At 71.2% G+C, this 23,976-nt stretch carries 14 protein-coding genes; 5 read left to right on the top strand and 9 right to left on the bottom strand.

What is annotated here, in order from left to right:
• Positions 1 to 83: 83 nt before the first annotated feature.
• The 3 genes from AB0J36_RS24505 to AB0J36_RS24495 form a co-directional block, all read right to left on the bottom strand.
• Positions 84 to 1,910 carry an alpha-galactosidase gene (locus tag AB0J36_RS24505; RefSeq protein WP_363661153.1) on the bottom strand — a complete coding sequence of 609 codons (1,827 nt, stop codon included), beginning with the start codon at positions 1,908 to 1,910 and terminating at the stop codon, positions 84 to 86.
• Positions 1,911 to 1,998: 88 nt separating this feature from the next.
• Entirely contained in the window at positions 1,999 to 2,934 is a 936-nt protein-coding gene (locus tag AB0J36_RS24500; protein WP_357128571.1) for a PfkB family carbohydrate kinase, read from the bottom strand.
• Between the two features lie 61 nt (positions 2,935 to 2,995).
• A complete protein-coding gene (locus AB0J36_RS24495) occupies positions 2,996 to 4,132 on the bottom strand; it encodes an XdhC family protein (protein WP_363661152.1) in 1,137 nt (378 codons plus the stop codon).
• A 409-nt stretch (positions 4,133 to 4,541) separates the two neighbouring features.
• Here AB0J36_RS24495 and AB0J36_RS24490 point away from each other — a divergent pair, with 409 nt between their 5' ends.
• On the top strand, positions 4,542 to 5,690 hold the full coding sequence (locus tag AB0J36_RS24490) for a lytic polysaccharide monooxygenase (protein WP_357128074.1): 1,149 nt from the start codon (positions 4,542 to 4,544) through the stop codon (positions 5,688 to 5,690).
• 97 nt (positions 5,691 to 5,787) lie between these two features.
• Here the strand turns inward: AB0J36_RS24490 and asnB are convergent, their stop codons facing one another.
• Complete coding sequence (gene asnB / locus AB0J36_RS24485; protein ID WP_357128568.1) at positions 5,788 to 7,749, bottom strand: asparagine synthase (glutamine-hydrolyzing); 1,962 nt, start codon at positions 7,747 to 7,749, stop codon at positions 5,788 to 5,790.
• 132 nt (positions 7,750 to 7,881) lie between these two features.
• Between asnB and AB0J36_RS24480 the strand changes: the two genes are divergently transcribed.
• The 3 genes from AB0J36_RS24480 to AB0J36_RS24470 all read left to right on the top strand — a co-directional run bounded on the left by AB0J36_RS24480 (position 7,882) and on the right by AB0J36_RS24470 (position 14,080).
• Positions 7,882 to 9,369 carry an aminopeptidase P family protein gene (locus AB0J36_RS24480; RefSeq protein ID WP_357128071.1) on the top strand — a complete coding sequence of 496 codons (1,488 nt, stop codon included), beginning with the start codon at positions 7,882 to 7,884 and terminating at the stop codon, positions 9,367 to 9,369.
• A 791-nt stretch (positions 9,370 to 10,160) separates the two neighbouring features.
• On the top strand, positions 10,161 to 12,146 hold the full coding sequence (locus AB0J36_RS24475; protein WP_357397089.1) for a right-handed parallel beta-helix repeat-containing protein: 1,986 nt from the start codon (positions 10,161 to 10,163) through the stop codon (positions 12,144 to 12,146).
• A 287-nt stretch (positions 12,147 to 12,433) separates the two neighbouring features.
• Positions 12,434 to 14,080: a hypothetical protein gene (locus AB0J36_RS24470; RefSeq protein WP_357128065.1), complete on the top strand. Its 1,647-nt coding sequence runs from the start codon at positions 12,434 to 12,436 to the stop codon at positions 14,078 to 14,080.
• A gap of 72 nt (positions 14,081 to 14,152) precedes the next feature.
• Here AB0J36_RS24470 and pulA read toward each other — a convergent pair whose 3' ends face one another.
• The 5 genes from pulA to AB0J36_RS24445 form a co-directional block, all read right to left on the bottom strand.
• Positions 14,153 to 19,654 carry a pullulanase-type alpha-1,6-glucosidase gene (pulA, locus tag AB0J36_RS24465; RefSeq protein WP_363661151.1) on the bottom strand — a complete coding sequence of 1,834 codons (5,502 nt, stop codon included), beginning with the start codon at positions 19,652 to 19,654 and terminating at the stop codon, positions 14,153 to 14,155.
• Between the two features lie 110 nt (positions 19,655 to 19,764).
• Entirely contained in the window at positions 19,765 to 20,463 is a 699-nt protein-coding gene (locus AB0J36_RS24460) for a cellulose binding domain-containing protein (RefSeq protein WP_357397083.1), read from the bottom strand.
• Positions 20,464 to 20,555: 92 nt separating this feature from the next.
• Entirely contained in the window at positions 20,556 to 21,221 is a 666-nt protein-coding gene (locus AB0J36_RS24455) for a hypothetical protein (RefSeq protein WP_357397079.1), read from the bottom strand.
• A 135-nt stretch (positions 21,222 to 21,356) separates the two neighbouring features.
• A complete protein-coding gene (locus AB0J36_RS24450) occupies positions 21,357 to 21,746 on the bottom strand; it encodes a hypothetical protein (RefSeq protein WP_357128053.1) in 390 nt (129 codons plus the stop codon).
• A 49-nt stretch (positions 21,747 to 21,795) separates the two neighbouring features.
• Positions 21,796 to 22,638 (bottom strand): hypothetical protein, encoded by an 843-nt coding sequence (locus AB0J36_RS24445; protein WP_357397075.1) that lies wholly within the window; start codon positions 22,636 to 22,638, stop codon positions 21,796 to 21,798.
• A gap of 19 nt (positions 22,639 to 22,657) precedes the next feature.
• On the opposite strand from AB0J36_RS24445, the gene AB0J36_RS24440 reads away from it, so the two are divergent.
• Positions 22,658 to 22,837 carry a hypothetical protein gene (locus tag AB0J36_RS24440; RefSeq protein WP_357128614.1) on the top strand — a complete coding sequence of 60 codons (180 nt, stop codon included), beginning with the start codon at positions 22,658 to 22,660 and terminating at the stop codon, positions 22,835 to 22,837.
• Positions 22,838 to 23,976 lie beyond the last annotated feature (1,139 nt).

The raw sequence follows: 23,976 nt of genomic DNA, 5'->3' as shown, positions 1-23,976 counted from the left end.
TCGATCAAGAGGTTTGCGTCACATTCACGCCGGATCCTGACGCAAACCTCTTGATCACCGAACGACAATCGGACGAGGGGGAGCTAGACCGCTGTGCGGCGCCACTGTTGGTTGGTGGCGGTGGTGCAGGTGGACTGGACCGCGCGGGCGCCGTCGGTGGTGGCGGCGTTGAGGATGGTCAGGCACTTGTTGCTGTGCCTCGCTATCAGCTGGACTACGCCGGTGCCGGGGTCCTGGACGCGCCACTGCTGGTTGGTGCCGCCGTTGCAGGTCCACTGCGTGACCCGGACGCCGTCGGCGGTCGCGGACGCGCCGCCGTACACGTCCAGGCACTTGCCGCTGTGCACGCTGACCACCGTCTGGTAGCCGCCACCGGCGTCCTGGAACCGCCACCGCTGGTTGGCCTGCCCGTTCGCGCTCCACTGCACGATGTCGGCGCCGTCGGTCGTGGCGTTGTTGGAAACGTCCAGCAGCTTCCCGCTGTGCTGGGCGGCGAGGGTGTAGGCGGTCGGGACGGGCACGGTGCTTCCTGGGGTCAGCCGGTACAGCCCGGCGCCGTGGGCCGGGAGCGAACGGGTGAGGGTCCCGGTCACCGTGCCGAGGGCCGCGCCGGACCACAGGTCGGTCACGGTGGCCGAGCCGATTCCGAGGTCGGCCAGGTTGACCGAGACGTTCGCCGCGCCGCTCTCGCGGTTGAACAGGGCAAGGTAGCGGTCGGTGCTGCCCGGCACGTCGGCGGTCCACGCCTGCCGGGTGCCACCGGTGAGCTGACGGTTGTTCGCGCTGTTCTGGTCGACGGCCAGCACGGCGGCGTTGGTCATCAACGCCAGCTCCGAGGCGCGGTTCTCAACCAGGTTGCCGCCCCACATCAGCGGCGCGCGGTTGATCGCCCAGAGGGTCATCAGGGTGCGCTGCTCGTCCGAGGTGAGGTTGGAGTAGCGCGGTGAGCCGACGGGCCCGTACTTGGAGAGCCGGCCGATGGGGATCATGTCCGGGTCGGGCCAGGCGCCGGTGGCGCGGTACGGGGTCCAGTTGCGGAGTTGGTCGAAGAGGGCGTCGACGGACGACCAGTTGTCCCAGAGGTCGTTGACGATCCGCCACATGTGCGCGTTGGCCTGGACGTGGCTTCCGCTGGCCAGCGGGGTCGCACCGGGCGACAGGCTCAGCACCATCGGACGGCCACTGCGCTGGATCGCCAGCTTGTAGCCCTCGATCTCCGCCTGCCGGTAGGTCGGCGCGGCGATGTCGTCCACCTTCACGAAGTCGATCCCCCAGGACGCGAGCAGTTGGAACACCGAGTCCAGGTAGCTCTGCGCGCAGGGGTTGGACATGTTCAGGCCCCACATGAGGTTGAGCCAGGCCGCGGTGGTGCTGTTGTTGATCTGGTTGGCGCGGCAGCTGGTGCCCGAGATCGGGACGTTGTCGGCCACCGCCTGGCGGGGGATGCCCCGCATCAGGTGGACCCCGACCTTCAGGCCCTGGGCGTGGATGTAGTCGGCCAGGGGTTTGAACCCGTTGTCACCGGCGGCGGAGGGGAACCGGGTGGTGTCGGGCAGCAGCCGCCCGTTGGCATCCATCCGGAGCCGGGGTTGCAGGTTGGAGTCCTGGTTGGGGCTGTTGTTGTGCCGTCCGGGGTAGTACCACCCCCAGTCGATGACGATGTACTGCCAGCCGGACTGCCGCAGGTTGGTGGCCATGTAGTCGGCGTTCGCCCGTACGTCGGCCTCGGTGACGCTCCAGTTGAACGAGTCGTAGCTGTTCCACCCCATCGGCGGGGTGCTGGCCACCGCGTTGTCCCAGGCGCGCGCCGGCTCCGGCGCGCTGACGGCGACGCCGCCGACGGCGACCAGGGCGACGACCAGTACGGCGGCGAGGCGGCGGAATGTCGGTGGTACCAGGACGAGTCTCATCGGAGTCTCCCGGATAACACGCAGGAAATAGGCAGACGCCGATGTTAACGTTCACATAACAGGGCCGTCAACCAGCCGTCATCCGCCCTCAACGGCCGAAGCGGCGTTCGACGTCGGCGCGGGTGGGCATGGCGGTGGCCCCGCCCGGCGACTCACAGACCAGACCGGCGACCCGCAGCGCGAACGCCACCGAATCGACCCAGCCCGTCGGATCCGCCGGCTCGCCGTCACGGAGCAGGTCGGCGATGAGCGCGGCCATGACCGAGTCACCGGCGCCGGTGGCGTCGACGGCGTCCACCTTCGGCGCCGGCACCCGCACCGGGTCGGCCCCGGCGGCGGCCAGCACCGCGCCGGCCGCGCCGAGCGTCACCACCACGGTGGACGCGCCCAACTCCCGCAGGTACGCGGCGACCCCCTCGACCGGCTCACCCGGATACAGCAGCCCGGCGTCGGCGCTGCTCAACTTGACCAGGTGCGCGCCCGCGGCGAACTCCGCCACCACCTGCCGCAACCCGTCCAGCGCGACCGGCCCGTCGAGCAGTCGCGGGCGAACGTTCGGATCGAGGACCCGCAGGCCGGTGGCGAGCGACCAGGCCCGGCGGGCGGCGGCCAGCGTGCCCGGCTCAAGCAGCACGATCGAGCCGCAGTAGAGCACGTCAGCGCCCTCCGTCAGCGCCAGGTCCACGTCGTCCGGGCCGAGCAGGCCGTAGGAGCGCGGCTCGCCGTAGAAGTGGAAGTCCGGCTCCGGGCCGGCGTACGTCACCACCGCCAGCGCGGTCGGCGCGGACACCGTGACCGCACCGGCCAGGCCGACGCCGACGCCGCTCAGGAAGTCGCGGATCCGCTGGCCCAGCACGTCGTCACCGAGCGAGCCGACGAACTGGGCCGCCCCGCCGAGCCTGGTCACCCCGACGGCGACGTTGAGCGGGCCGCCACCGATGGCCTGCCGGTAGACCCGCTCCCCGTCGACGTCGCTGTCGAGCAGGTCGACGAGCGCCTCGCCGAGCACCACCGCGTACCCCATCAGAGCCCCCTCGCCCTCGGCGGCCGCGACGGCCGTCTCGCCCCAGGCTGGCACAGCGGGATCAGTCCGCGTGGTGGATCGGCCCGTCGGTCGCGGCCAGGGGGCGGCCACTGCCGCCCCAGCGGGCCGCGACGATCTGCGCGGCCACGCTGACCGCGGTCTCCTCGGGGGTACGACCACCGAGGTCCAGCCCGATCGGTGAGGCCAGCCGGTCGAGCTGTGCGGTGCTGAGCCCCGCCTCGCGGAGCAGTTTGTGCCGTTCGTCGTGGGTACGTCGCGATCCCATCGCGCCGACGTACGCCAGGGGTTGGCGCAGGGCCAGCGCCAGCAGCGGCACGTCGAACTTCGGGTCGTGGGTGAGCACGCAGACGACGGTGCGCCCGTCGACCCGGCCGGCGTCGATCTCGTCCCGCAGGTAGCGGTGCGGCCACCGCACCACCACCTCGTGCGCGTCGGGGAAGCGCCGGCCGGTGGCGAAGACGGGCCGAGCGTCGCAGACGGTCACCCGGTAGCCGAGGAACGCGCCGATGTGCGCCACCGCCGCCGCGAAGTCGATCGCCCCGAAGACGATCATCCGGGGCGCGGTGGCGTACGCGGCGACGAAGAGACTGAGGCCGCCGCCCCGACGCTGCCCCTGGTAGCCGTACCCCAGGACGCCGCTGTGCCCGGCCGCGAGCAGCCCGAGCGCGTCGTCGGCCGCGGCGTCGTCCAGCCGGTCGTCGCCGAGCGAGCCCGTCACCCGCCGCCCGGTCAGCACCAGCCGGCGACCCAGCCGCCCCGCCGGGTCGGACGTGTCACCGGCGTCGGCGGCCACGCACGTGACGACCGCGGCCGGTTCGCCGGCCTGCCGCGCGGCGGCGACCACGTCGAGCTGCGCCAGGGCATCGCCGTCGAACCGCTCGACGAACACGTCCAGCAGGCCGCCGCAGGTGAGCCCGACGGCGTAGGCCTCGTCGTCGCTGACGCCGTAGTGCACCAGCTCCGGTACGCCGGTGTCGAGCACGTGGCGGGCCCGCTCGTAGAGGTCCGCCTCGACGCAGCCGCCGGAGACGCTGCCGGTGACCGTGCCGTCGGCCGCGACGAGCATGGCGGCGCCGGGCGGCTGCGGCGCGGACCGCCAGGTGGCGACCACGGTGGCCAGGGCGACCGGCTCGCCGGCCCGGCAGCGGCGGTGCAGTTCGTCGAACACGTCGGGCACGCGCTGCCGCCTCCTTCGTCTGCGCGACGCTACGGGCGGCGTGAGGCGACCCGAGGCGGGCGATCTGCGCGGGAAGACCGTCGGGGCGCAGACCATCACTATAGGAAGCAACCCGCCGGACCGGATAGGAGTCCGCCGAGCCGGCGCCGACCCGCCGTGTGTGACATATCGAGGACCGACTATTGCGTCGGTGGCGGGCGACGTGGTGGGATGGCCCGTACCGGGTGGTGCGAGGGCTGTCGCGCCGCCGGTTGCCGGGTTGTTGGACGCGAGGGCACCGGTCCAGGACAGGACCGTCGATGGCGCGTGTCCGCCGGCCGATCTTCTGCCGGGGCGCGCCAGGGTGATCGTCGTATCCGCTTGCGGCGGGGCGGCCTCGGGCGGCACGCCTCGCGAGTCAGGAGAACCCGTGAACCGTTCCCGTACGGCCGCAGTGCTCACCGCGGCCCTGACCCTTGCGCTGGGCGCCGTCGCCCTGGCGTCCAGTCCACAACCGGCGGCCGCGCACGGCGCGGCGATGACGCCGGGCGCCCGCACCTACCTCTGCTGGCAGGACGGCATGAGCCAGACCGGCGAGATCAGGCCGAACAACCCGGCGTGTGCCGCCGCCGTGGCGCAGAGCGGCACGAACTCGCTCTACAACTGGTTCAGCGTGCTGCGCTCCGACGCCGGTGGCCGTACCACCGGCTTCATCCCGGACGGGCAGCTGTGCAGCGGTGGCAACACCGGCTACCGGGGCTACGACCTGCCCCGCACCGACTGGCCGCTGACCCACCTGACGTCCGGCGCGCGGTTGGACTTCCGGTACAGCAACTGGGCGCACCACCCGGGCACCTTCTACTTCTACGTGACGAAGGACAGCTGGAGCCCGACCCGCGCGCTGGCCTGGAGTGACCTGGAGGAGCCGTTCCTGACGGTGACCAACCCGCCGCAGCGCGGCGCGGTCGGCACCAACGACGGTCACTACTACTTCAGCGGCAACCTGCCGTCGGGCAAGAGCGGTCGGCACATCATCTACTCCCGCTGGGTGCGTTCGGACTCGCAGGAGAACTTCTTCGGCTGCTCCGACGTGACGTTCGACGGTGGTAGCGGTCAGGTGACCGGTGTGGGTCCGGGCGGGAACAACCCGACCACCCCGCCGCCCACCACGCCCCCGCCCACCACTCCGCCGCCGACCACTCCGCCGCCCACCACGCCCCCGCCCACCACTCCGCCGCCGACCACCCCGCCGCCGACCACGCCGCCGCCGTCCAGCGGTGACTGCATGGCCGTCTACTCGGTGACCAGCACCTGGCAGGGCGGATTCCAGGGACAAGTCACGATCATGAACCACGGCAGTACGCCGTTCTCCGGCTGGACCGCGAGCTGGACCTGGCCCAGCGGACAAGTGATCAACCAGGTCTGGAATGCCACCCAGACGACGTCCGGCGCCTCGGTGACCGCGACGAACGTCCAGTACAACGGCACGGTCGCGCCCGAGGGCACGACATCGTTCGGCTTCCTGGCCAGCAGCACAGGAACCAACACCCTCCCGACGGTCACCTGCGCCCGTCGCTGAGGTCCCCCTGAAATGATCAAGAGGTTTGCGTCATCCGGAGCGCTTCCGGTGACGCAAACCTCTTGATCGACAGGGTGGGTGCGGGGTGGGTGCGCGGTTAGCGGACCATGGAGCCGACTACCGGCTTTGTCAGCAGGGCCGACTGGTTGCGCTGGATGCCCGGGTCGAGCGTCTTGGCCACGAAGATGGCGTGCCAGATGCAGAAGATCAGCACCGTCCACACCTTGCGGGAGTGGTCGAACTCCTCCCGCTTGTGCTCGTCGAGCAGCCGCAGCGCGTACGACAGGTCGAGCAGATCACCCGCGCCCGAGGTGCTCAGCACGTGCCGGGCCCACTCGTACATCTCGCCGCGCAGCCACACCCGGGTCGGGGTCGGGAAGCCCAGCTTCTTGCGGTTGACGATCGCCGGCGGGACAACGCCCTGCAACGCCTGACGCATCGCGTACTTGGTGGCGTCGGAGCGCGGCGGCAGCTTCAGGTCCACCGGGATCTTCGCCGCGACGTCGAACACCTCGCGGTCGAGGAACGGCACCCGCACCTCCAGCGAGTGCGACATCGAGATCCGGTCGGCCTTGACCAGGATGTCGCCGCGCAGCCAGGTGTAGAGGTCGACGTACTGCATCTTGGTGACGTCGTCCAGCTCGGTGCACTCGGCGTAGATCGGGGCGGTCACGTCGGTGTAGCGCACCGAGGGGTCGTAGCGACGCATCAGGTGCTGCTTCTCCTCCTCGGTGAACATCCGCGCGTTGCCGTAGTAGCGCTCCTCGATCGGCGTGGTGCCCCGCTCGAGGAAGCTCTTGCCCTTGACCCCCTGCGGGATGGCCTTGGAGACCGCCCGCAGCCCCTTCTGCACCCCACCGGGCAGGCCGTTGACGGTGCCCAGCGACAGCGGCTCCCGGTAGATCGTGTAACCGCCGAAGAACTCGTCGGCCCCCTCACCGGAGAGCACCACCGTGACGTGCTCGGCGGCCTTCTTCGCCACGAAGTAGAGCGGCACCAGCGCCGGGTCGGCCACCGGGTCGTCCAGGTGCCAGACGATCTTCGGCAGCGCGTCGATCATGTCCTGCGGACCGATCTTGGTGGGGATGGTGGTGACGTCCAGGTGCCGCGCCGAGTCCTGCGCGACGTCGATCTCGGAGTAACCCGGGACGTCGTAGCCGACGGTGAAGGTCAGGATGTTCGGGTTGAACTCGCGGGCCAGCGCGACCACGGCGGTCGAGTCGATGCCGCTGGACAGGAACGAGCCGACCGGCACGTCCGAGCGCATGTGCATGCGAACGCTCTCGCGCAGCGTCTCGCGGATCTCGTGGTACAGCTTCTGCTCATCGTCGACCGGCGCCGGCCGGAACACCGGCCGGTACCACCGCCGTACGTCGATCCGCCCGCCCGGGGTCCAGGTCAGGTACTCGCCCGAGCCGATCCGGCTGATGCCCTTGTGCAGCGTGCCGGGCTCCGGCACGTACTGCAGGGTCAGGTAGTGACTCAGGTTCGCCGCGTCCACGCCCGCGTCGCCCTGGTAGTTGCTGTGCGCGAACGGCAGCAGCGCCTTCTTCTCCGACGCCAGGTAGAGGCCGTCGGCGGTCTCCAGGTAGTGCAGCGGCTTGATGCCGAAGTAGTCGCGGGCGCCGAACGCGCGCCGCTCCTGCCGGTCCCAGATGACGAAGGCGAACATGCCGCGCAGCCGGGTGAGCACCTGCTCGCCCCAGTAGTGGTAGCCGGCGACGATCACCTCGCCGTCACCGGCGGTGGCGAACTGCGCGCCGAAGTCCCGGATCAGCTCGTCGCGCAGCTCGATGTAGTTGTAGATCTCACCGTTGAAGGTCAGCAGGTAACGGCCGTTCGCGTAGGGCAGCGGCTCGTGACTCGACGCGACGTCGATGATGGCGAGCCGCTTGTGGGCGAACACTCCGTCCGCGTACCGGCCGGACGCGTCGCCGACCACCTCGACCCCTGTCTCGTCCGGGCCGCGGTGGTGCAGGCATTCCAATGCTCCGGCGATGTGGTCGCGGTGCGCGGCGGCGTTGCCGTTCGCGCTGAAGAAGGCCAGGAGTCCGCACATGGTCGTCATCTTTCCACGCGCTCCGTCGGCCCGTCGCAGCCGTCCGTCGTTCGGGGCGCTCCCGGCCGCCACCACCGCGAACCGGGCGCGCGGTACCGTCGGGACCAGCCACGAGCGGAGGGGAGCGGCGCAATGACCGAGGAACGCAAAAGCACCGAGGGTACGCCGACAGACGGCACGGAATCGCACGATCCGGACTTCCCGGAGGCGTTCCTGTCGTTCATGCGGCAGGGCTGGCGCGACACCGAACTCCCGGTCACGCCGCGTCCAGAGATCCCCAACTACGCCAAGCGGCGGGCTGCGCTCTCCGCGGCCTTCCCGGGCGAGACGCTGGTCATCCCGACCGGCGGCGAGAAGGTCCGTGCCAACGACACCGCGTACCCGTTCCGGCCGGGCAGCGACTTCGCCTACCTGACCGGTGACCACGACCCGGACAGCGTGCTGGTGCTGCGCCCGAACGGCTCGGGCCACGACGCGACGCTGTACATGCGGCCCCGCTCGTCCCGGGAGACCGACGAGTTCTTCCGCAGCCGGCACGGCGAGCTGTGGGTGGGCCGGCGGCACACCCTCGGCGAGAAGTCCACCGAACTGGACCTGCCCACCGCCGACCTGACCGGGCTGGAAGCGGCGCTGGCCGACCTCGCTCCGGGGCGTACCCGGGTGTTGCGCGGTTTCGACGCCCAGGTGGACGCGGCCGTGCGCCCCTACGACGGGCCGCGCGCCGAGGGTCAGCCGGCCCGCGACCGGGAGCTGGCCATCGCCATCTCGGAGCTGAAGCTGGTCAAGGACGAGTGGGAGATCGGCCAGCTCCAGGACGCGATCGACGCCACCGTCCGGGGCTTCGAGGACGTGGCCCGCGTCCTGCCGGCCGACCGCGCCGTCTCGGAGCGCCTGCTGGAGGGCATCTTCGCGCTGCGCGCGCGGCACGACGGCAACGACGTCGGGTACGGCTCGATCGTCGGCGCGGGCGAGCACGCCACGATCCTGCACTGGGTGCACAACCACGGCGCCACCCGCCCGGGTGATCTGCTGCTCATGGACATGGGGGTCGAAGGGCGCAACCTCTACACCGCCGACGTGACCCGGGTGCTGCCGGTCGACGGCCGGTTCACCGCCCTGCAACGCCAGGTCTACGACATCGTGTACGCCTCACAGCAGGCCGGCATGGACGCCATCCGCCCCGGCGTGAAGTTCAAGGACGTCCACCTGACCTGTATGCGGGTGCTCGCCGAGGGCCTGTCCGACCTGGGCCTGCTGCCGGTGAGCGTGGACGAGGCCATGGACGAGAAGTCGTCGGTCTACCGGCGCTGGACGCTGCACGGCTTCGGCCACATGCTCGGCATCGACGTCCACGACTGCTCGAACGCCCGCAAGGAGACGTACCGCGACGGCGCCCTGGGCGAGGGCTACGTGCTCACCGTGGAGCCGGGTCTCTACTTCCAGCCCGAGGACGAGCTGGTCCCCGCCGAACTGCGCGGCATCGGCATCCGCATCGAGGACGACGTCCTGGTCACCGCGACCGGCGCGGTCAACCTGTCGGCTGGCCTGCCGCGCACCTCCGACGAGGTGGAGACCTGGCTGGCCGAGCAGCGCGAAGCCGGGCCCCGTCTGCCCGGCTGACCCAAGCCCCACCCCTCGACCTCGCCCCCGAGCCCCTGGGGTCGCCGCCTCGGCATAGACCTGGGCCAGTGCCTGGACCTAGTCCGGGCCTGGCCTGGGCCTGGGCCTGGGCCTGGCCGATGTCCGGGCTTGGCCGATGTCCGGGCTTGGCCTGGGCCTGGGCCTGGCCGATGTCCGGGCTTGGCCGATGTCCGGGCTTGGCCTGGGCCTGGCCGATCCCTGGGCCTGGCCGATGTCCGGGCCTGGGCTTGGGCCTGGCCGATGTCCGGGCCTGGGTCTGGGCCTGGCCTCGGGCCTCGGGCCTCGATCTGGACTCGTGGCCGGCGGGTGCCGGGCCACCGGCCGTGGCCGGCGCGTTGATCCACTCCAGATCACCGAGCTTGGGGTATCCAGACGCCGGGATACCGCGCCATCGGCGCACTGGAGTGGATCATGCCTGCTACCGGGCTAGATCCACTCGACCTCCTTGATGTCGGGGTTTCCGACCCGCTCGGAGAGCGCGTTTTCCAGGAACCCGAGCCGATCACCACCAGCGGCACCGCCAAGCGCCCCACGCCGGACGGCAAGGGGCGCCTCGTGGCGTTTGGGCTGCTCACACCCCTTCCTGTCGCCCCGGACCGTTACGGGCTCGTGCCCTAACTTGAGGCGTATGCGGGGTTTTCTCGGATACGTCCGCCTCGCGAAGATAGTTCTCATACGGTGGACATCGGAGGCTGCAACCGATTTGTAGCTGGTCGTGGCGCTGCGGGCGGTGCGACCCCGTCTGGTAGCAGGAGAGGCGGAAGGCTCTGATGTCCAACGACGTAACGAGTACCGACGGCGGGGCCTCGACGGCTCCGCCAACACGACGACGACGGGCCCTGTGGGTTGCCGGCGTCGCGGGCCTGACCGGGGTGGTCGGCCTGGCCGCCCTCGGTGGCGTGGCCGCACGGGACGACAAACCCACCTCCGCCCGGGTGTCCGACGCCCAGCCGTCGACCAACCGGCAGAACGTCAGCGACGCCGACGCGAACGCCGACGGCGGCAAGGAGAACGGCGGCGAGGAGAACGGTGGCAACGACGAGTGGAGCGGCGACGACTGGAGCGGCAGCGACGACCACGCCGGCAAGGACGACAAGCGGGACGAGAAGGATCGCACCAAGCAGGTGCCCTGCGACTCGGACAAGCTGATCCAGGCGATCACCTTCGCCAACGACGGCGACGGCGGTGTGCTGGAGCTGGCCAAGGGCTGCACGTACACCCTGACCCGCAACCAGGACGGCAACGGCCTCCCGGTGATCACCGAACCCATCACGCTCAAGGGCGAGCACACGACCATCGGTCGTGCGGCCACCGCCGACTACTTCCGCATCCTGAACGTCGGACCGGGTGGGCAGCTCACCCTCAAGGGCCTGAGCATCAAGGGTGGGCAGACCATCCAGCGGGCGATGACCGTGGAGCCGGCGACGGTCTGGGGGCCGTACGCGACCTCGGTCCGGACCACGCCGGCCACGGGTAAGCCGGCGGCCACCACCGCAGCGGGCGCCGCAGCCCAGCCGGCCACGGCGGCGGCGGCGAAGTCGGCGACGTCCACCGCAGCGGCAGCCAAGCCGACTACAACGACGGCCAAGCCGACGGCGGCCAAGCAGACGGCGGCCAAGCAGGCAACGACCAAGCAGGCGGCGGTCAAGGGCGCGGCGGTCAAGGGCGCTGCCGCCAAGCCGGGAGCGAGCAAGGCGGCGGAGCCCACAGCAGCGACCAAGGCGGCAGCCGCAGCGAAGCCGGCAGCGACAACGGCCAAGGCGATCAAGGCCGCGGCCGCCAAGCCGGCAACCGGAACCGCAGCCAAGCCGGCAGCGGCAACCGCCCCGGCCCCGACGACGGCGGCGGCGGCGACCGGAGCTCAGGTTGCGCCGCTGGTGGAGGAGCCCGGGTTCAACGACGGCGCCGGGGTGCTCGTACAGCCTGGGGGTCGGGCCGAGATCCTGGACAGTGAGCTGCTCTACAACCAGTCCGGCAGCAACGGCGGCGGGCTGGCCAACTTCGGCAGCACCAGGCTCAGCAAGACCACGGTCGCACACAACACCGCCTTCTTCTTCGGCGGTGGCATCTTCAACGCCGGCGTGCTCCAGGTCGACGAGTCGAAGATCAAGGACAACACCGGGATCATCGGTGGTGGCGGCATCGCCAACGGCGCGGCCGAGATCTTCACCGAGTCCGTCGACGGCGGTGCGGTCTGGGTCTACAAGAGCGAGATCACCGACAACGAGACGCTCGGCTTCGGCGGCGGCGTCCTGGACGTCGAGGGCACCACGACCCTGCACGACACGAAGGTCACCGACAACACGGCGGTGCTCGACGGGGGCGGCGTTGCCGTGGCCGACAGTCAGCTCACCCTCAAGCACGCCACGGTGGCCAGGAACAGCGCTGGCCGCGACGGTGGCGGTGTGGCGGTCGTCTCCGACAGCACCGCGACGATCGAGGACACCGCCATCAAGGACAACACCGCGGGGTCCGCCGGCGCTGGCCTCTTCAACGACGAGAGCCGCACGACGCTGCGCGACAGCGAGGTCGTCGGCAACCGGGCCATCGGCCCGTTCGCCCGGGGCGGCGGCATCCTCAACACCGAGGGCAGCGAGGTCACGCTCCACCGGACGAAGGTGGCGTACAACTTCTCCACCCTTGAGCCGGGAGGCATCTTCAACAGCCTCGGCGGCACCGTGACGCTGGACGACGAGTCCGCAGTCACCGCCAACCGTCCGACCAACTGCTTCAACGTTCTGGACTGCTTCGCCTGACCGGGTGGGGCTGAACCACATAGAACGCCCCTCCGAGCCGTCACCGGCTCGGAGGGGCGTACCCATTTGGGCAGGTCACGGGCCCACAGGCCGACTTGGGCAGGGGTGTGTCCGTCCGGTCCTCGCTGGGGGCAACATGAACCTAATGTGGGGTTGTTTCGGATACACCCCCGAGGCGAGGAACATTCTCATACGGTGTTTTTGGGAGCTACAACCGATTTGTAGCAGGGGACGACCGTCTGAGGGCGGCGACCCTGTCTGGTACGAGGAGAGGGCAGAGAGCTCCGATGTCCAACTACCTAACGAACAACGAAGCCTCCGGGCGGGCGACGGCCAAGAGCCGCCGCAAGCTCTGGCTCGCCAGCGGCGTGGCCGGTCTGACGGGCGTGATCAGTCTCGCGGCGGTGGGCGTCGCGGGCAGCGCCGGGGCGGTCGGCCTGAACTGGAACACCGCGCAGGTGAGCAAGGACGGCGACCAGCACGGTGACGAGGGTCGTGACTGGGACAAGGACCAGAACAAGGACAAGGACAAGGACCGGGACAAGGACCACGAGCGTGGGAAGGAGGTGCCCTGCGACACCGACAAGCTGATCCAGGCGATCGTGTTCGCCAACAACAAGCACGGCGGTGTGCTGGAGCTGGCCAAGGGCTGCACCTACAACCTGAGCCGCAACGACTACCAGGGCAACGGTCTGCCGGTCATCACCGAGAACATCACCCTCAAGGGCGAGCACACCACCATCGCCCGTGAGGCCACGGCCGACTACTTCCGGATCCTCAACGTCGGTCCTGGCGGACACCTCACCATCAAGGGCCTGACCGTCAAGGGTGGTCAGACCCTCGAACTGTTGAGCGCCGTCGAGCCGGCGGCCGTCTGGGCGTCCTACTCGGACTCCGAGGCGATCGCGGCGCAGGTGAAGGCCGGCGTTCCGCTGGACCAGGCCCTCACCGCGCGGCAGGCCAACCCGAAGGCCGGCCTGAAGGCCGCGCCGAAGGCGACCGCGAAGGCCGCCACGAAGGCGGCGCCGGGCGCCGTCACGCCGCTCGTCGAGGAGCCGGGTGACACCGACGGCGCGGGCATCCTGGTGCAGCCGGGCGGCTCCGCCGAGATCATCGAGTCCGAGGTCGTCCTCAACCAGTCCGGCGGCAACGGCGGCGGTGTGGCCAACTTCGGCACCACGAAGATCTGGCACAGCACCGTCGCGGGCAACACCGCCTTCTTCTTCGGTGGCGGTGTCTTCAACGCCGGCCTGCTCAAGGTCGAGGAGTCGAAGATCAAGGACAACACCGCGATCATCGGCGGTGGCGGCATCTCCAACGGCGCCGCGGAGATCTTCACCGAGGACGTCGACGGCGGCACGGTCGAGCTCAAGAAGACCGTGATCAGCGACAACGAGACGCTGGGCTTCGGCGGCGGCTACCTCGACATCGAGGGCAACACCACCGCGTACGACACCGAGATCACCTCGAACACGGCGGTCCTCGCCGGTGGTGGTCTGGCGGCGGCGGACAGCCAGCTGAACCTGCACAAGGTGACGGTCGCGAAGAACAGCACCGCCGGGGTCGGTGGCGGTCTCGCCATCGCCTTCGACAGCGCGGTGACCGTCGAGGACAGCTGGATCAAGGAGAACACCGCCGGCTTCTTCGGCGGCGGGGTCTTCAACGCCGGCAGCATCCTCACGCTGCGCAACAGCGAGGTCGTCGGCAACCGGGCCATCGGCCCGATCGGGGTCGGCGGCGGCATCTTCAACATCTTCGGCGAGGTCAACCTGTCGAAGACGAAGGTCGCCAACAACTTCTCGACCTTCGCGCCGGGCGGTGTGTTCACCTTCTTCGGGCCGGTGAACGTGGACGACAAGTCCGCCATCACCGCGAACCGCCCGACGAACTGCCTGGCCATCCCGGGCGGCGCCATCGAGAACTGCTTCGCCTGATCAAGAGCACGGAGCACGACGCACCACACGGACCGGCCCCCTTCCGCGACGCGGGAGGGGGCCGGTCCCCGCTCACTTCTGGACGAACACCGCCACGCTGCGCGCCGGCACCGTGAAGGTGCCGGACGCCCGGTCGAACGACGACGTCCGCAGCGCCGGGTCGGCCGAGTTGACCAGCACCGGGTGCAGCGACACGTCCGCGCCCCGCAGACCGGTCACCGTCTGCGTCGCCGTCTCCGGAGTGCTGTTGAAGACGACGGTCAGCGCGGTCCACGCCCCGCCGAGACCACGCGCGTCCAGCGTCATGGTCAGCACGCCCGGGGTCTCCGACTCGCCGGACAGGGGGAAGGCCACCCGTCGCTGCACCTGCTCGGCGCTGCCCAGCCCGAACACCGGCGACGACGCCCGGACGCGCAGCAGCTCGGCGTACCGGGCGTCGGTGGTGCCGATCGCCGCACAGTCGGGCACCAGGGCCGGGTCGGCCAGCAGCGGCTTCGCGTACGGCCACTTGTCCTGGTTGTCCTGCGCCGGTGGCAGGCCGACGCCGAACCCGTTGCCGCTGGCGCAGTCCCAGCGGATCTGGTTGAACCAGTCACCGGAGTTGAACGAGTTGCGGTCCAGCGACTTCGACCGCAGCCGTTCCGTGCCGGCGGTGACGAACCCGGCGCCCTGCCCCAGCACCACCGTGCTCAGCGCCAGCACCTGCATCCGGGACCGGTCCGCCGCGCTGGTGCCCTGCGGCAGCTTGTACGCCAACGCGTCGTACAGGATCTCGTTGTCGTGCGCGTCGACGTAGGTGACGGCCTCCCCCGGCGCGGCGGTGTAACCGGCCGGCGAGCCGTTGTAGTCCACCTGGGCCCCGGTGACCGTGCGCCCGGAGGTGTCGGTGAACCGGTAGTCCCGCAGGTTGCCGGTGAGGCCCACCTTGATCAGGTCGTGGGCGTGCAGCAGGCGGGCCTTCTGCTCGGCCGCCGACCCGTTCACCTCATCGCCGTTGGGGTCGGTGTAGAGCCCGGAGGCGAAGCCCTGCACGCGCGGGTTGGCGTCGAACGGGCCGCCACCGCGCACAGCGTCGCGCAGCCGGTCGTTGAACGTGCCGATGCCCGTGCCGGCCATGTTGGCCTGGGTGGCCTGCTCGAACCGGGCGTCGTTGGCGACCTCGCCGAAGTTCCAGCCCTCGCCGTACAGCATGATCGCCTTGCCGTCCACGCCGTCACCGGCGACGGTGAGCCGATCCAGGGCCGCCCGGACGGCCAGGATGTTCGCCTTGGGGTGGTGGCCCATCAGGTCGAACCGGAAACCGTCCACCTTGTACTGCCTGGCCCAGGTGACCAGCGAGTCGACCACCAGCTTGCCCATCATCGCGTGCTCGGGCGCGGTGTTCGCGCAGCAGGTGGAGTTGGCCACGGTGCCGTCGTCGAGCAGCCGGTGGTAGTAGCCGGGCACCACCTGGTCGAGCACCGACCTGGGGTCGACGCCGGCCGCCGCCGTGTGGTTGTAGACCACGTCCATGACCACCCGCAGGCCGGCGTCGTTCACTCCGGCCACCATGCGACGGAACTCGGTGGTCCGCGCCGCCCCGCTCGGGTCGAGGGCGTAGCCGCCCTCCGGAACGGTGTAGTGCAGCGGGTCGTACCCCCAGTTGTAGCCGTCGGTGTCGGCGACGGCCGCGACGCACGTCTGCTGCTGGTCCGAGTCCGGCGGCAGCGCCGCCAGGTCACAGGCCGGCTGGCGCTGGTCGGCCCGCTTCTCGGGGATGGTGGCGAAGTCGAACGCCGGCAGCAGGTGCAGGTGGGTGACGCCGGCGTCGCCGAGCGCCCGCAGGTGTTTCATGCCGGCGGTCCCCGGGTCGGTGAACGCCAGGAACGTGCCCCGCCGCTGCGCCGGCACGGTGTCGTCGGCGATGGAGAAGTCACGCACCGACAGCTCGGAGATCTGCGCCTTCGAGGCCGGCACCGCGGCCGGCTTGCGCAGCGTCCGCCAGCCCGGCGGGGCCAGCGCCGCGTCGTCGAGATCAACGAGCTGGCTGTGCGTCGAGTCCGCCGCGAGGGACACCGAGTACGGGTCGGTGACCGACGCGGTGACTATCCGCTGCGCGGCCGGCTGCCACGCCTGCACCCGGTAGCGGTAGTACTTCCCCGTCCAGGCGTGGCTGCCGCGTACCGACCAGACGCCGGTGCGGTCGTCGCGGCGCATCGCCACCGTCGTCGGCGCGGCCGTGGGCGAGTCGAACAGTTCCAGCTCCACCGTCCGGGCGGTCGGCGCCCAGAGCGCGAGGCTCGGCGTCCGGCCGGCGAAGGTCGGGCCGAGCGTGACCTTGGTGGCCCGGGAGTACACGTCGTCGAGCACGCCGGGGATCTGCACGCCGGTCGCGGCGAGCAGCTTGCCCTGGGCGTCGCGCTCGGTGACCAGCAGCTGTCCGCGCAGCGCCGCCGGCACCTTCGCCAGGTCACCGCGGTCGAGGGTGAAGGCCCGGTGGGACCACAGGTGCGGGAACGCCGCGCGCTGGGCCTCGGTGAGCCCGTTGCGCTGCGCGCGCAACGGCAGACTGGTGTACGCCCCGGACAGCTCCCCGTCGACGACGCTCACCCCGCCGGCCGGGGCGGCCACCAGGGCGTACACCCGACCGTCGGTAGGTGGGGTCTGCCAGGCCACCGTGGACCTGTCGATCCAGTGCGCCTTCTGCTTGCCGATGTCGGTGTCCCCGCCGGCGCTGGTCGCGGTCGACGGCAGCAGCCGCCCCGGGGTGCCGGCGAGCAGCCACACCTCCCGTCCGGCGCTGGCGAAGTCGAGCCGCTGGTCGTCGGGCAGGTCCTTGGTGTCGCCCTTGTGCAGGATGTAGTTCAGCCCGGTGGCCCCGGCCGCCAGCGGCACCCGGAACACCGCGCCGAACGCGTCGGTCGACGTGGGCGCGAGCGGGGTGGCCCAGTCGGTCGGGTTGGCCGCGCCGTCCCACAGGTGCAGACCCCAGCCGTCGTAGGTGCCGTCGGCCCGCCGGTAGTGGATCACCGCGGTGCCCTCCTCGACGGGCGGGTCCGACTGGCCGGTGGCCGCCTGCCTGCTCGGGTAGATCGCCGGGTCACCCTGCTTGAGCCAGATCTCACCGGTGGCGCTCACGTCGATACTGCGGTCCTGGGCGACGTCCTTGGTGCCGTTCTTGTCGACCACCACGAAGCCCACCGACTTCGCGCCCGGCTTGAGCTTCACCCAGGCGAACCGGCCGTAGGAGTCCTCCCCGGCGAACGGTTGCCCCGTGGGCCACTCGGTGACGTACGCCGGGTCGATGTCGCCCCAGGCGTACAGCCCCCAGTCGTCGTACCCCCCGGCCGGGCGCTGGTAGTGCACCACCGCCCACTCCCGGGATCCACCCAGCTCGGGCGTGCCGACGACCGCGACGGACCGGGCGGTGGCGGTGCGGCCCCGGCCGTCCCGGACGACCGCGCGGTACTCGACGCGGGTGCCGCCGGCCAGCCCGTCCAGGTCGTGGTGCACGGTGTACGGCGCGTGGTCCGCGCTGCCCAGCAACGTCCACCGGCCGCCGCCGACCCGGGCCGCCACCGTGACGGTCGACAGCGGGTCGCCGGTCACCTGTGCGGTGACCGCCGCGCGGGTCGCCACCGACGCGTCCGGCGCGGGGGTGGTGATGGTGATGGTCGGCGTGCCGCTCGGCCGGACGATGGGGCTGCCCGCGCGGTACACGGCCGCCGACAGCGGCGGCACGGTCAGCGTGACCTTCCCGTCGCCGCCCGCCTTCGCGCTGGCGGAAGCGCCGTAGATGCCGGTGAAGGTGGCGCCGGCCGACCAGGTGTCCACGCTGACAGTCTGCGCGGTCGCGGCGTTGTTCACCGCGACGAGGTACTCGGTCCGGTCAGCGGGCGCGACGCGGGAGGCGGCGAACACGCCGGGACCGTCGGCGGCGTACCGGGTGACCTGGATGCCGTCGCGCAGCGCGGGGTGCGCCTGGCGCAGCCGGCCCAGCTCGGCGATCGTCCGGTACAGCGGGTGGGCGGTGTCGAACTGGTCGCTGGCGTGGGTGCGGTCGGTGCCGAGCAGGTCGTCGTCGAGGTAGTCGGGCACCTTCGAGGCGAACATGTCCTGCCGGGCGTCCTTGTCCCCACCGGGGCCGGTGAAGCCCTGCTCGTCACCGGAGTAGATCACCGGCTGGCCGCGGGTGAGGAACATGAGCTGGTGGGCGAGCTGGTCGCGGCGCAGGTGACTGGCCGGGTCGGTGCCGCCGCCGGCGATGAACGACCCGATCCGGCCCATGTCGTGGTTGCCGAGGAAGGTCGTCAGCCGGCCGGCGTCGGTGTCCCGAGCGGCGTAGAGGTCGTCCCGGGCGTACACGTCGGCGAGGGCCTTCGCCGAGCCGGCACCCGCCGTGTAGCCCCGCGCGGCCTCCTGGAACGCGAAGTCGAGGGTGGCCGGCAGGCCGCCGCGGCGCACGTACGTCGAGGTGACCTCCGGATCGGCGCTGTACACCTCGCCGAAGACGAAGAAGTCGCGTCTGCCGGCCGTCTCGGCGGCCCGCTCGACGCCCCGGGTGAACTGCGGCCAGAAGTCCATGTTGACGTGCTTGACGGTGTCCAGCCGGAACCCGTCGACGCCGGTCGCGCCGATCCAGTCCCCGTACGCCTTGGTCATCCCCTGGACCACCTCGGGCCGTTCGGTCCACAGGTCGTCGAGACCGAAGAAGTCGCCGTACTCGCTGTTCTCGCCGGCGAACGTGGAGTCGCCCCGGTTGTGGTACATGCTGGCGTCGTTGAGCCAGGCCGGCACCTTCACCGTCGCGTCACCCGGCTCGGGAAGGACCGGCGTGTACGGGCCGGCGTTCGCGTCGACGGTCGGGAAGTCCCGGCTGCCGTCGGCGTAGTTGCGGTCCTCGAAGGCCCGCCCCCGCGCGTCCGTGTACGGCGAGGTCGCCTTGTCCACGTAGGCGTAGCGGTCCTCGGCGTACCTGATGACGTCGGCGGTGTGGTTGACCACCACGTCGAGATAGACCTTGATGCCTCGCCGGTGCGCCAGCGAGACCAGCTCCTTGAGCTGGGCGTTCGTGCCGAAGTGCGGGTCGACCTGGGTGAAGTCGGTGATCCAGTAACCGTGGTAGCCGGCGGAGATGTCGTTCCCCTCGCCCTGCACCGGGCGGTTCTTGAAGATCGGGGCGAGCCAGATGGCGGTGGTGCCCAGGCCCTGGATGTAGGCCAGCTTGTCGATCACGCCCTTGAGGTCACCGCCGTGGTAGAAGCCCTTGTCGGCCGGGTCGAGACCGGTGCGCAGCCGGTCGCCGGTGAGCCTGCCGGAGTCGTTGCGGCGGTCGCCGTTGGCGAACCGGTCCGGCAGGACGAAGTAGAACTGCTCGGCACGCGCGGTGTCGGCGCCCGCGGCCAGCAACGCGTCGGCGCTGGGCTCGTCGCGCCATTGGACCGCGCCGGCCGCGGTCCGGGATTCGGCGCTGGACGGCCGGGGGTCGGCGTTGGCGCCGAGTGGACCGGCGGTGGCCGGCGCGCCGACGAGAGTGACGGTGAGCAGGCTGACGAGCGCGAGCAGGGCGGTACGGCGTATCGGCGGGGGTTTCATCGACGGCCTTCCTCTGGTCGTGATTGGCCGCACGCTAACCCTTGCCGCAACGAACTGCAATACCTTGCAAACAAAGTCGTAACAGAGCAGCAAACTTGCGGAAGGCTCGCTCAGAACCCGCTACAACGCGCCCCGTCGACAGTGCACCCGCGCGGCGTCGAGGACGCCCGCTCCAGGTGGAACCGCAGCGCCACCGACCCACCGGCCGGCACGTCCACCCCGCTGACGTACGTGAAGCCGCCGTCGAACTGCCGCAGCGTCCCCTGGGGCACGCCCTCCACCCAGGTGGTCACCAGTCGACCACCGGCGAACTCGAACCGCACCGTCCAACCCCGGTCCACACCGGACCCGTTGACGATCAGCACCTCGCCGATGAAACCACCGTCGAAGCTCTGCACCACCCGGTAGCGTCCGCTCACCGCCGACGGCTGCTGCGACGGCCGGATCGGCGGTCGCGCCGACGTCGACGCCACCGTCGGACCGACCGTCGACGGCCGCGACGTGACCGGCGTGACCGGCGCGCTCGGCGGCAGCCCGCTGGCCCGCGGCGACAACCCAGGCAGCAGCGCCGAGTTCTGCGGCAGCGGCGTCGGCGACAGCCCGGACGGCGACACCGGCGCCTGCGGCAACGGCAGACCCGCCGGTGGCGGCCCGCCGTCCCGCGCCGGACTACGCCCCCGGTACGCGCCCAGCGCCACGAAGAGCAGGACCACCATCACGACGACGCCGGCGCCCACCACGATCCACGGCGACGACGCGATGGCCGCCGGACCGTGCGACGGTCGCGGGGCACGACGCATGCCGGACATGTACCTCCCTCAGCGGGCCGTCCGGGCAGCCTAGCGATCGACGGCCCGCCCCGGAAAGCGTCGGCGTCGCGCGCGACGCGCCCGACGCACGGTCAGCTGAGCCGGCACTCCACCCCGTTGATCACGCACCGCACCGGACGCTGCGCCGATCCATCCCAACTGACCCGCAACCGCAGGGTCTGCGTGTCCCCCGCACCCAACGACTCTCCGCCGCTGAGCACGAACGCGCCGTCACCCTGCGCCGCCACCGAGATCCCCGCCGCCCCGCTGACGCGCAGACCCCGCGTGTCATCCGCGAAGGCCAACTCCACCCGCCAGTCCACCGACCGGTCCGACCCGTTCGTCACCGACAGCGTGGCATCGGTCGCGTTCCAGCCATCCGTGCCGACCTTGTACTGCGCCGACACCGCCGGGTCCTTTGTCGCCAGGGCCGCGGCGCTCGTCGCGCCCGGCGACGGCGACTTCGTGGTGACGCGCGGCGACGGCGTCCGGCTGCTGCGCGACGCGCGCGGCGACGCCGACCGCCGCTCCAACCCACCCGGTGTCGGGGCCGACGACGCGGCAGCCGGCGTCGTCGGCAGGAACACCGGCGGCGCGGCCTGCGGCGCGCTTTCCCGCTCCCGGGTACGGAACGACAACAGCGCGACCACCAACAGCACCGCCAGCGCGCAGACGCCCACCAGCACCACGATCCACGGCAGCGACAGCACCACTCGCGCCGTCCGCGGACCTCCCGCGCCGTCCGGCCCCACCGCCATCAGGTCTCCCCTCGTCCCACCGACGCGACAGCGTAGCCAGCGCCGGGCGGACCGGAAACCTGGCGGGTACGGATCAGACCGACCGGCCCCCTCCGTCCGGAAAACGGCTCGGGCGCGTCGACGCTCCGCTGGCGGTCAGCCCGTCCGGACGACCGTGCAGATCAGCGGCCCCTCACCCGAGATTCGCAGCAGGTAGCGGTACCGCTCCCCCGGCACCGCACGCCCCTGGCTGTCCAGGAACTCCCACTCGACCGACACCAGGGTCAGCAGCGCGGACACCGCCTGCACGTCCTCGATCCGGGCGTGCGCGGCGATCAGCTCCCGGTCCTGGTAGTCGGGTGCGGCGCCCACAAAGGACAGCGCGACCGCCGCCAGCGAGGTGAACGAGAAGCTGTACGTGTCCGCCACCACCAACCCGGGTAGGGCGTAACACCCACCGAGGGACGGCAGGTCGCCCGAGGTCAACGCGGCGCCGTACCGGTCGAAGAACCCGGTCAGCGTGTCGAGATCCGTGGAGGCGTTCACGGGGACAGCAATTGCCCCGCGCCGGGTGGGCCAAACCTCGGGCCGAGCCTCAGCGGGGCGGGACCCGCACCTCGATCTCCGTACCCAGTCGGGCGCCCCCGGCCAACCCCAGGTCGTCACCACTCCAGAACCGGCCCGGGTCGTACCAGTTCGGACGCTTGCCGGCGGGCAGCAGGCCCATCGCCTCGTAGGTCACGGCCACCACCTCGGCGCAGTACGCCGTCTCCAACGCCCGATCCCGAGCGGCCGCGCTGGTCGGAGCGGCAGTTGTCCCCCGGTTGGCCGCACTGCCCGCAGCGACCGGGGTGACCCCGTCGGTCGAAGCGGTCGGTGTGGCCCCGTTGGTCGAAGCGGTCGGTGTGGCCCCGTTGGTCGAACCGGTCGGGGTGGCCGAAGCAGCGGGATCGATCCAGGCCGCTTGGGCGGCCCGCGATACGGCTCGGAGTGCCGCCCGGCCAGGACCCGGCAACGACGGCACCCGGCCGCGCACCCACCGCCACGCCAACTGGGCGGTCGACGGGAACGGCGTGCCGTCCAGGCGCGCGACGGTCCGCAGCACCGCGCGTTCCATCTCGCCCTCCGCCGGCGGGTCGAGCTGCCGCAGCCAGGCCCGCTGACCGTACCGGTTGGCCCACACGCAGACCGCGTCTCGCAGGTCGTGCAACTGAACACCGCGCTGGTGCGTGCCCGACCACAGGTCCGGCAGGGACTTGCCCAACTCCGCGTGCCACATCAGCGGCGGCATGTCGTCCAGCACGACGGCCATTCCGACGTGGTTGACCGGACTGTTCGTGGTGAACTGGATCGCCCGGTCCGGCACGCTGCGGCCCCGGAACACCCACACGTCACCGGTGCGGGTCAACTCGACGGCCTCATCCAGGCTGATGCTCATGAGGGACTAGCCTAGGCCGATGCGGCAACGAGTGCGGTGGTGGAAGGTCCTCGGCCTGGCCGGCCTCGCCGGGGTGGCAGCGTCCGGTGTGGTCATTGCCCGGGCCGAGCGGCGCCGACGCGCGTACACCCCGGAGGAGATCCGGGAGCGACTGCGGGAACGTCACGCCCAGGCCAACGACGCGGCGGACTCCGCCTAACCACCCGCCGGTCCAACCTCCGGGCAACCGAGGCAGGTCCGTGCGGGCATGATCGTGCTCGATCCTGGTTGTAGTGGCCTCGGCCGCGCGACGAGGGCCCTCTTTCCTGGTTCGAGCACGATCTTGCGCCGTGTGCGCCGTCTCAGACTTCACTCGGGTTGGTGCGCCCTGGTCGGTGAGAGAGCACTTTCGGGGATGTTGCTGCCTCAGCGGGTTCTGAGGCAGCAACATCCCCGATACTGCGCAGATCACCGAGCGTCGGATTGTGATTTTGTCCGGTTTCGGTAGTCCAACGCGCTTGGACACGCGCGGACGATCGTGCCCGCCCCTTTGATCGACTCCAGGTCAGCGATATCGGGGTATCCCGCACGCCCGGACACCCCGACATCGCCGACGTCGACTCGATCACGCCCCCACATCTCCCCGGAGACACCGGATCGCCCGGGTGATCCACTCCGGCCGGTGATGTGGGGGCGTCCCTCTGCGCGGACGCCCCCAGATCGGCGCTCTGGTGACGATCACGCCGGTGGGGCCCGTGCACGGCGTCACGGATGCGATGTCTGTCCGGGTTTGGGCCGTCGGCATGCTGTGGTCGGTGACACCGAGCGGGCGGAATCGCGGGCCGGGCGGGGTCGTTATACCTGGCACGCCGTCGCGACCCCCGGGTCGCAGCCCCGGCCGCCGGGAACACCCGCCAGGCCGGCGTCGTTACACCCCCCGCACCGCCGAGCAGCTCGCCGGCCCAGAGCCGGTAGCCGCGGCCGGGAACAGCCGCCAGGCCGGCGTCGTTACACCCCCCGCGCCGCCGAGCAGCTCGCCGGCCCAGAGCCGGTAGCCGCGGCCGGGAACACCCGCTGGGTCGGTGTCGTTACATCCCCCGCGCCGCCGAGTAGCTCGCCGGCCCAGAGCCGGTAGCCGCGGCCGGGAACACCCTCCGGGTCGGTGTCGTTACATTCCCCGCACGGCCGAGCACCACCGGCCGTCCCCGGTCCCCTAGCGGGGGAATGATCCGCTGGCCTGGACCGTTGGACCACCCTCCGGAACATCCGAGCAGGCCCCTGCTGGGCCGCCGGCTGATCCCCCCACGATCTTTCCCCGCCCGGCATGCCCCCGTGTGCCGAGTGCGCGTTTCCCCCGAC

Origin of the sequence: Micromonospora sp. NPDC049662, assembly GCF_040675055.1 — a bacterium.
Lineage (GTDB): Bacteria > Actinomycetota > Actinomycetes > Mycobacteriales > Micromonosporaceae > Micromonospora.
The sequence above is the reverse complement of the archived record's forward strand: the minus strand, read 5'-3'. Positions and strand labels throughout refer to the sequence as shown.

What these genes read in the sequence shown, in the direction of transcription:
- asnB (WP_357128568.1), bottom strand. Translation starts at nt 7,749, where the DNA reads ATGTGCGGACTCCTGGCCTTCTTCAGCGCGAACGGCAACGCCGCCGCG.
- AB0J36_RS24470 (WP_357128065.1), top strand. Translation starts at nt 12,434, where the DNA reads ATGTCCAACTACCTAACGAACAACGAAGCCTCCGGGCGGGCGACGGCC.
- pulA (WP_363661151.1), bottom strand. Translation starts at nt 19,654, where the DNA reads ATGAAACCCCCGCCGATACGCCGTACCGCCCTGCTCGCGCTCGTCAGC.
- AB0J36_RS24480 (WP_357128071.1), top strand. Translation starts at nt 7,882, where the DNA reads ATGACCGAGGAACGCAAAAGCACCGAGGGTACGCCGACAGACGGCACG.
- AB0J36_RS24440 (WP_357128614.1), top strand. Translation starts at nt 22,658, where the DNA reads ATGCGGCAACGAGTGCGGTGGTGGAAGGTCCTCGGCCTGGCCGGCCTC.
- AB0J36_RS24475 (WP_357397089.1), top strand. Translation starts at nt 10,161, where the DNA reads ATGTCCAACGACGTAACGAGTACCGACGGCGGGGCCTCGACGGCTCCG.
- AB0J36_RS24500 (WP_357128571.1), bottom strand. Translation starts at nt 2,934, where the DNA reads ATGGGGTACGCGGTGGTGCTCGGCGAGGCGCTCGTCGACCTGCTCGAC.
- AB0J36_RS24505 (WP_363661153.1), bottom strand. Translation starts at nt 1,910, where the DNA reads ATGAGACTCGTCCTGGTACCACCGACATTCCGCCGCCTCGCCGCCGTA.
- AB0J36_RS24445 (WP_357397075.1), bottom strand. Translation starts at nt 22,638, where the DNA reads ATGAGCATCAGCCTGGATGAGGCCGTCGAGTTGACCCGCACCGGTGAC.
- AB0J36_RS24455 (WP_357397079.1), bottom strand. Translation starts at nt 21,221, where the DNA reads ATGGCGGTGGGGCCGGACGGCGCGGGAGGTCCGCGGACGGCGCGAGTG.
- AB0J36_RS24460 (WP_357397083.1), bottom strand. Translation starts at nt 20,463, where the DNA reads ATGTCCGGCATGCGTCGTGCCCCGCGACCGTCGCACGGTCCGGCGGCC.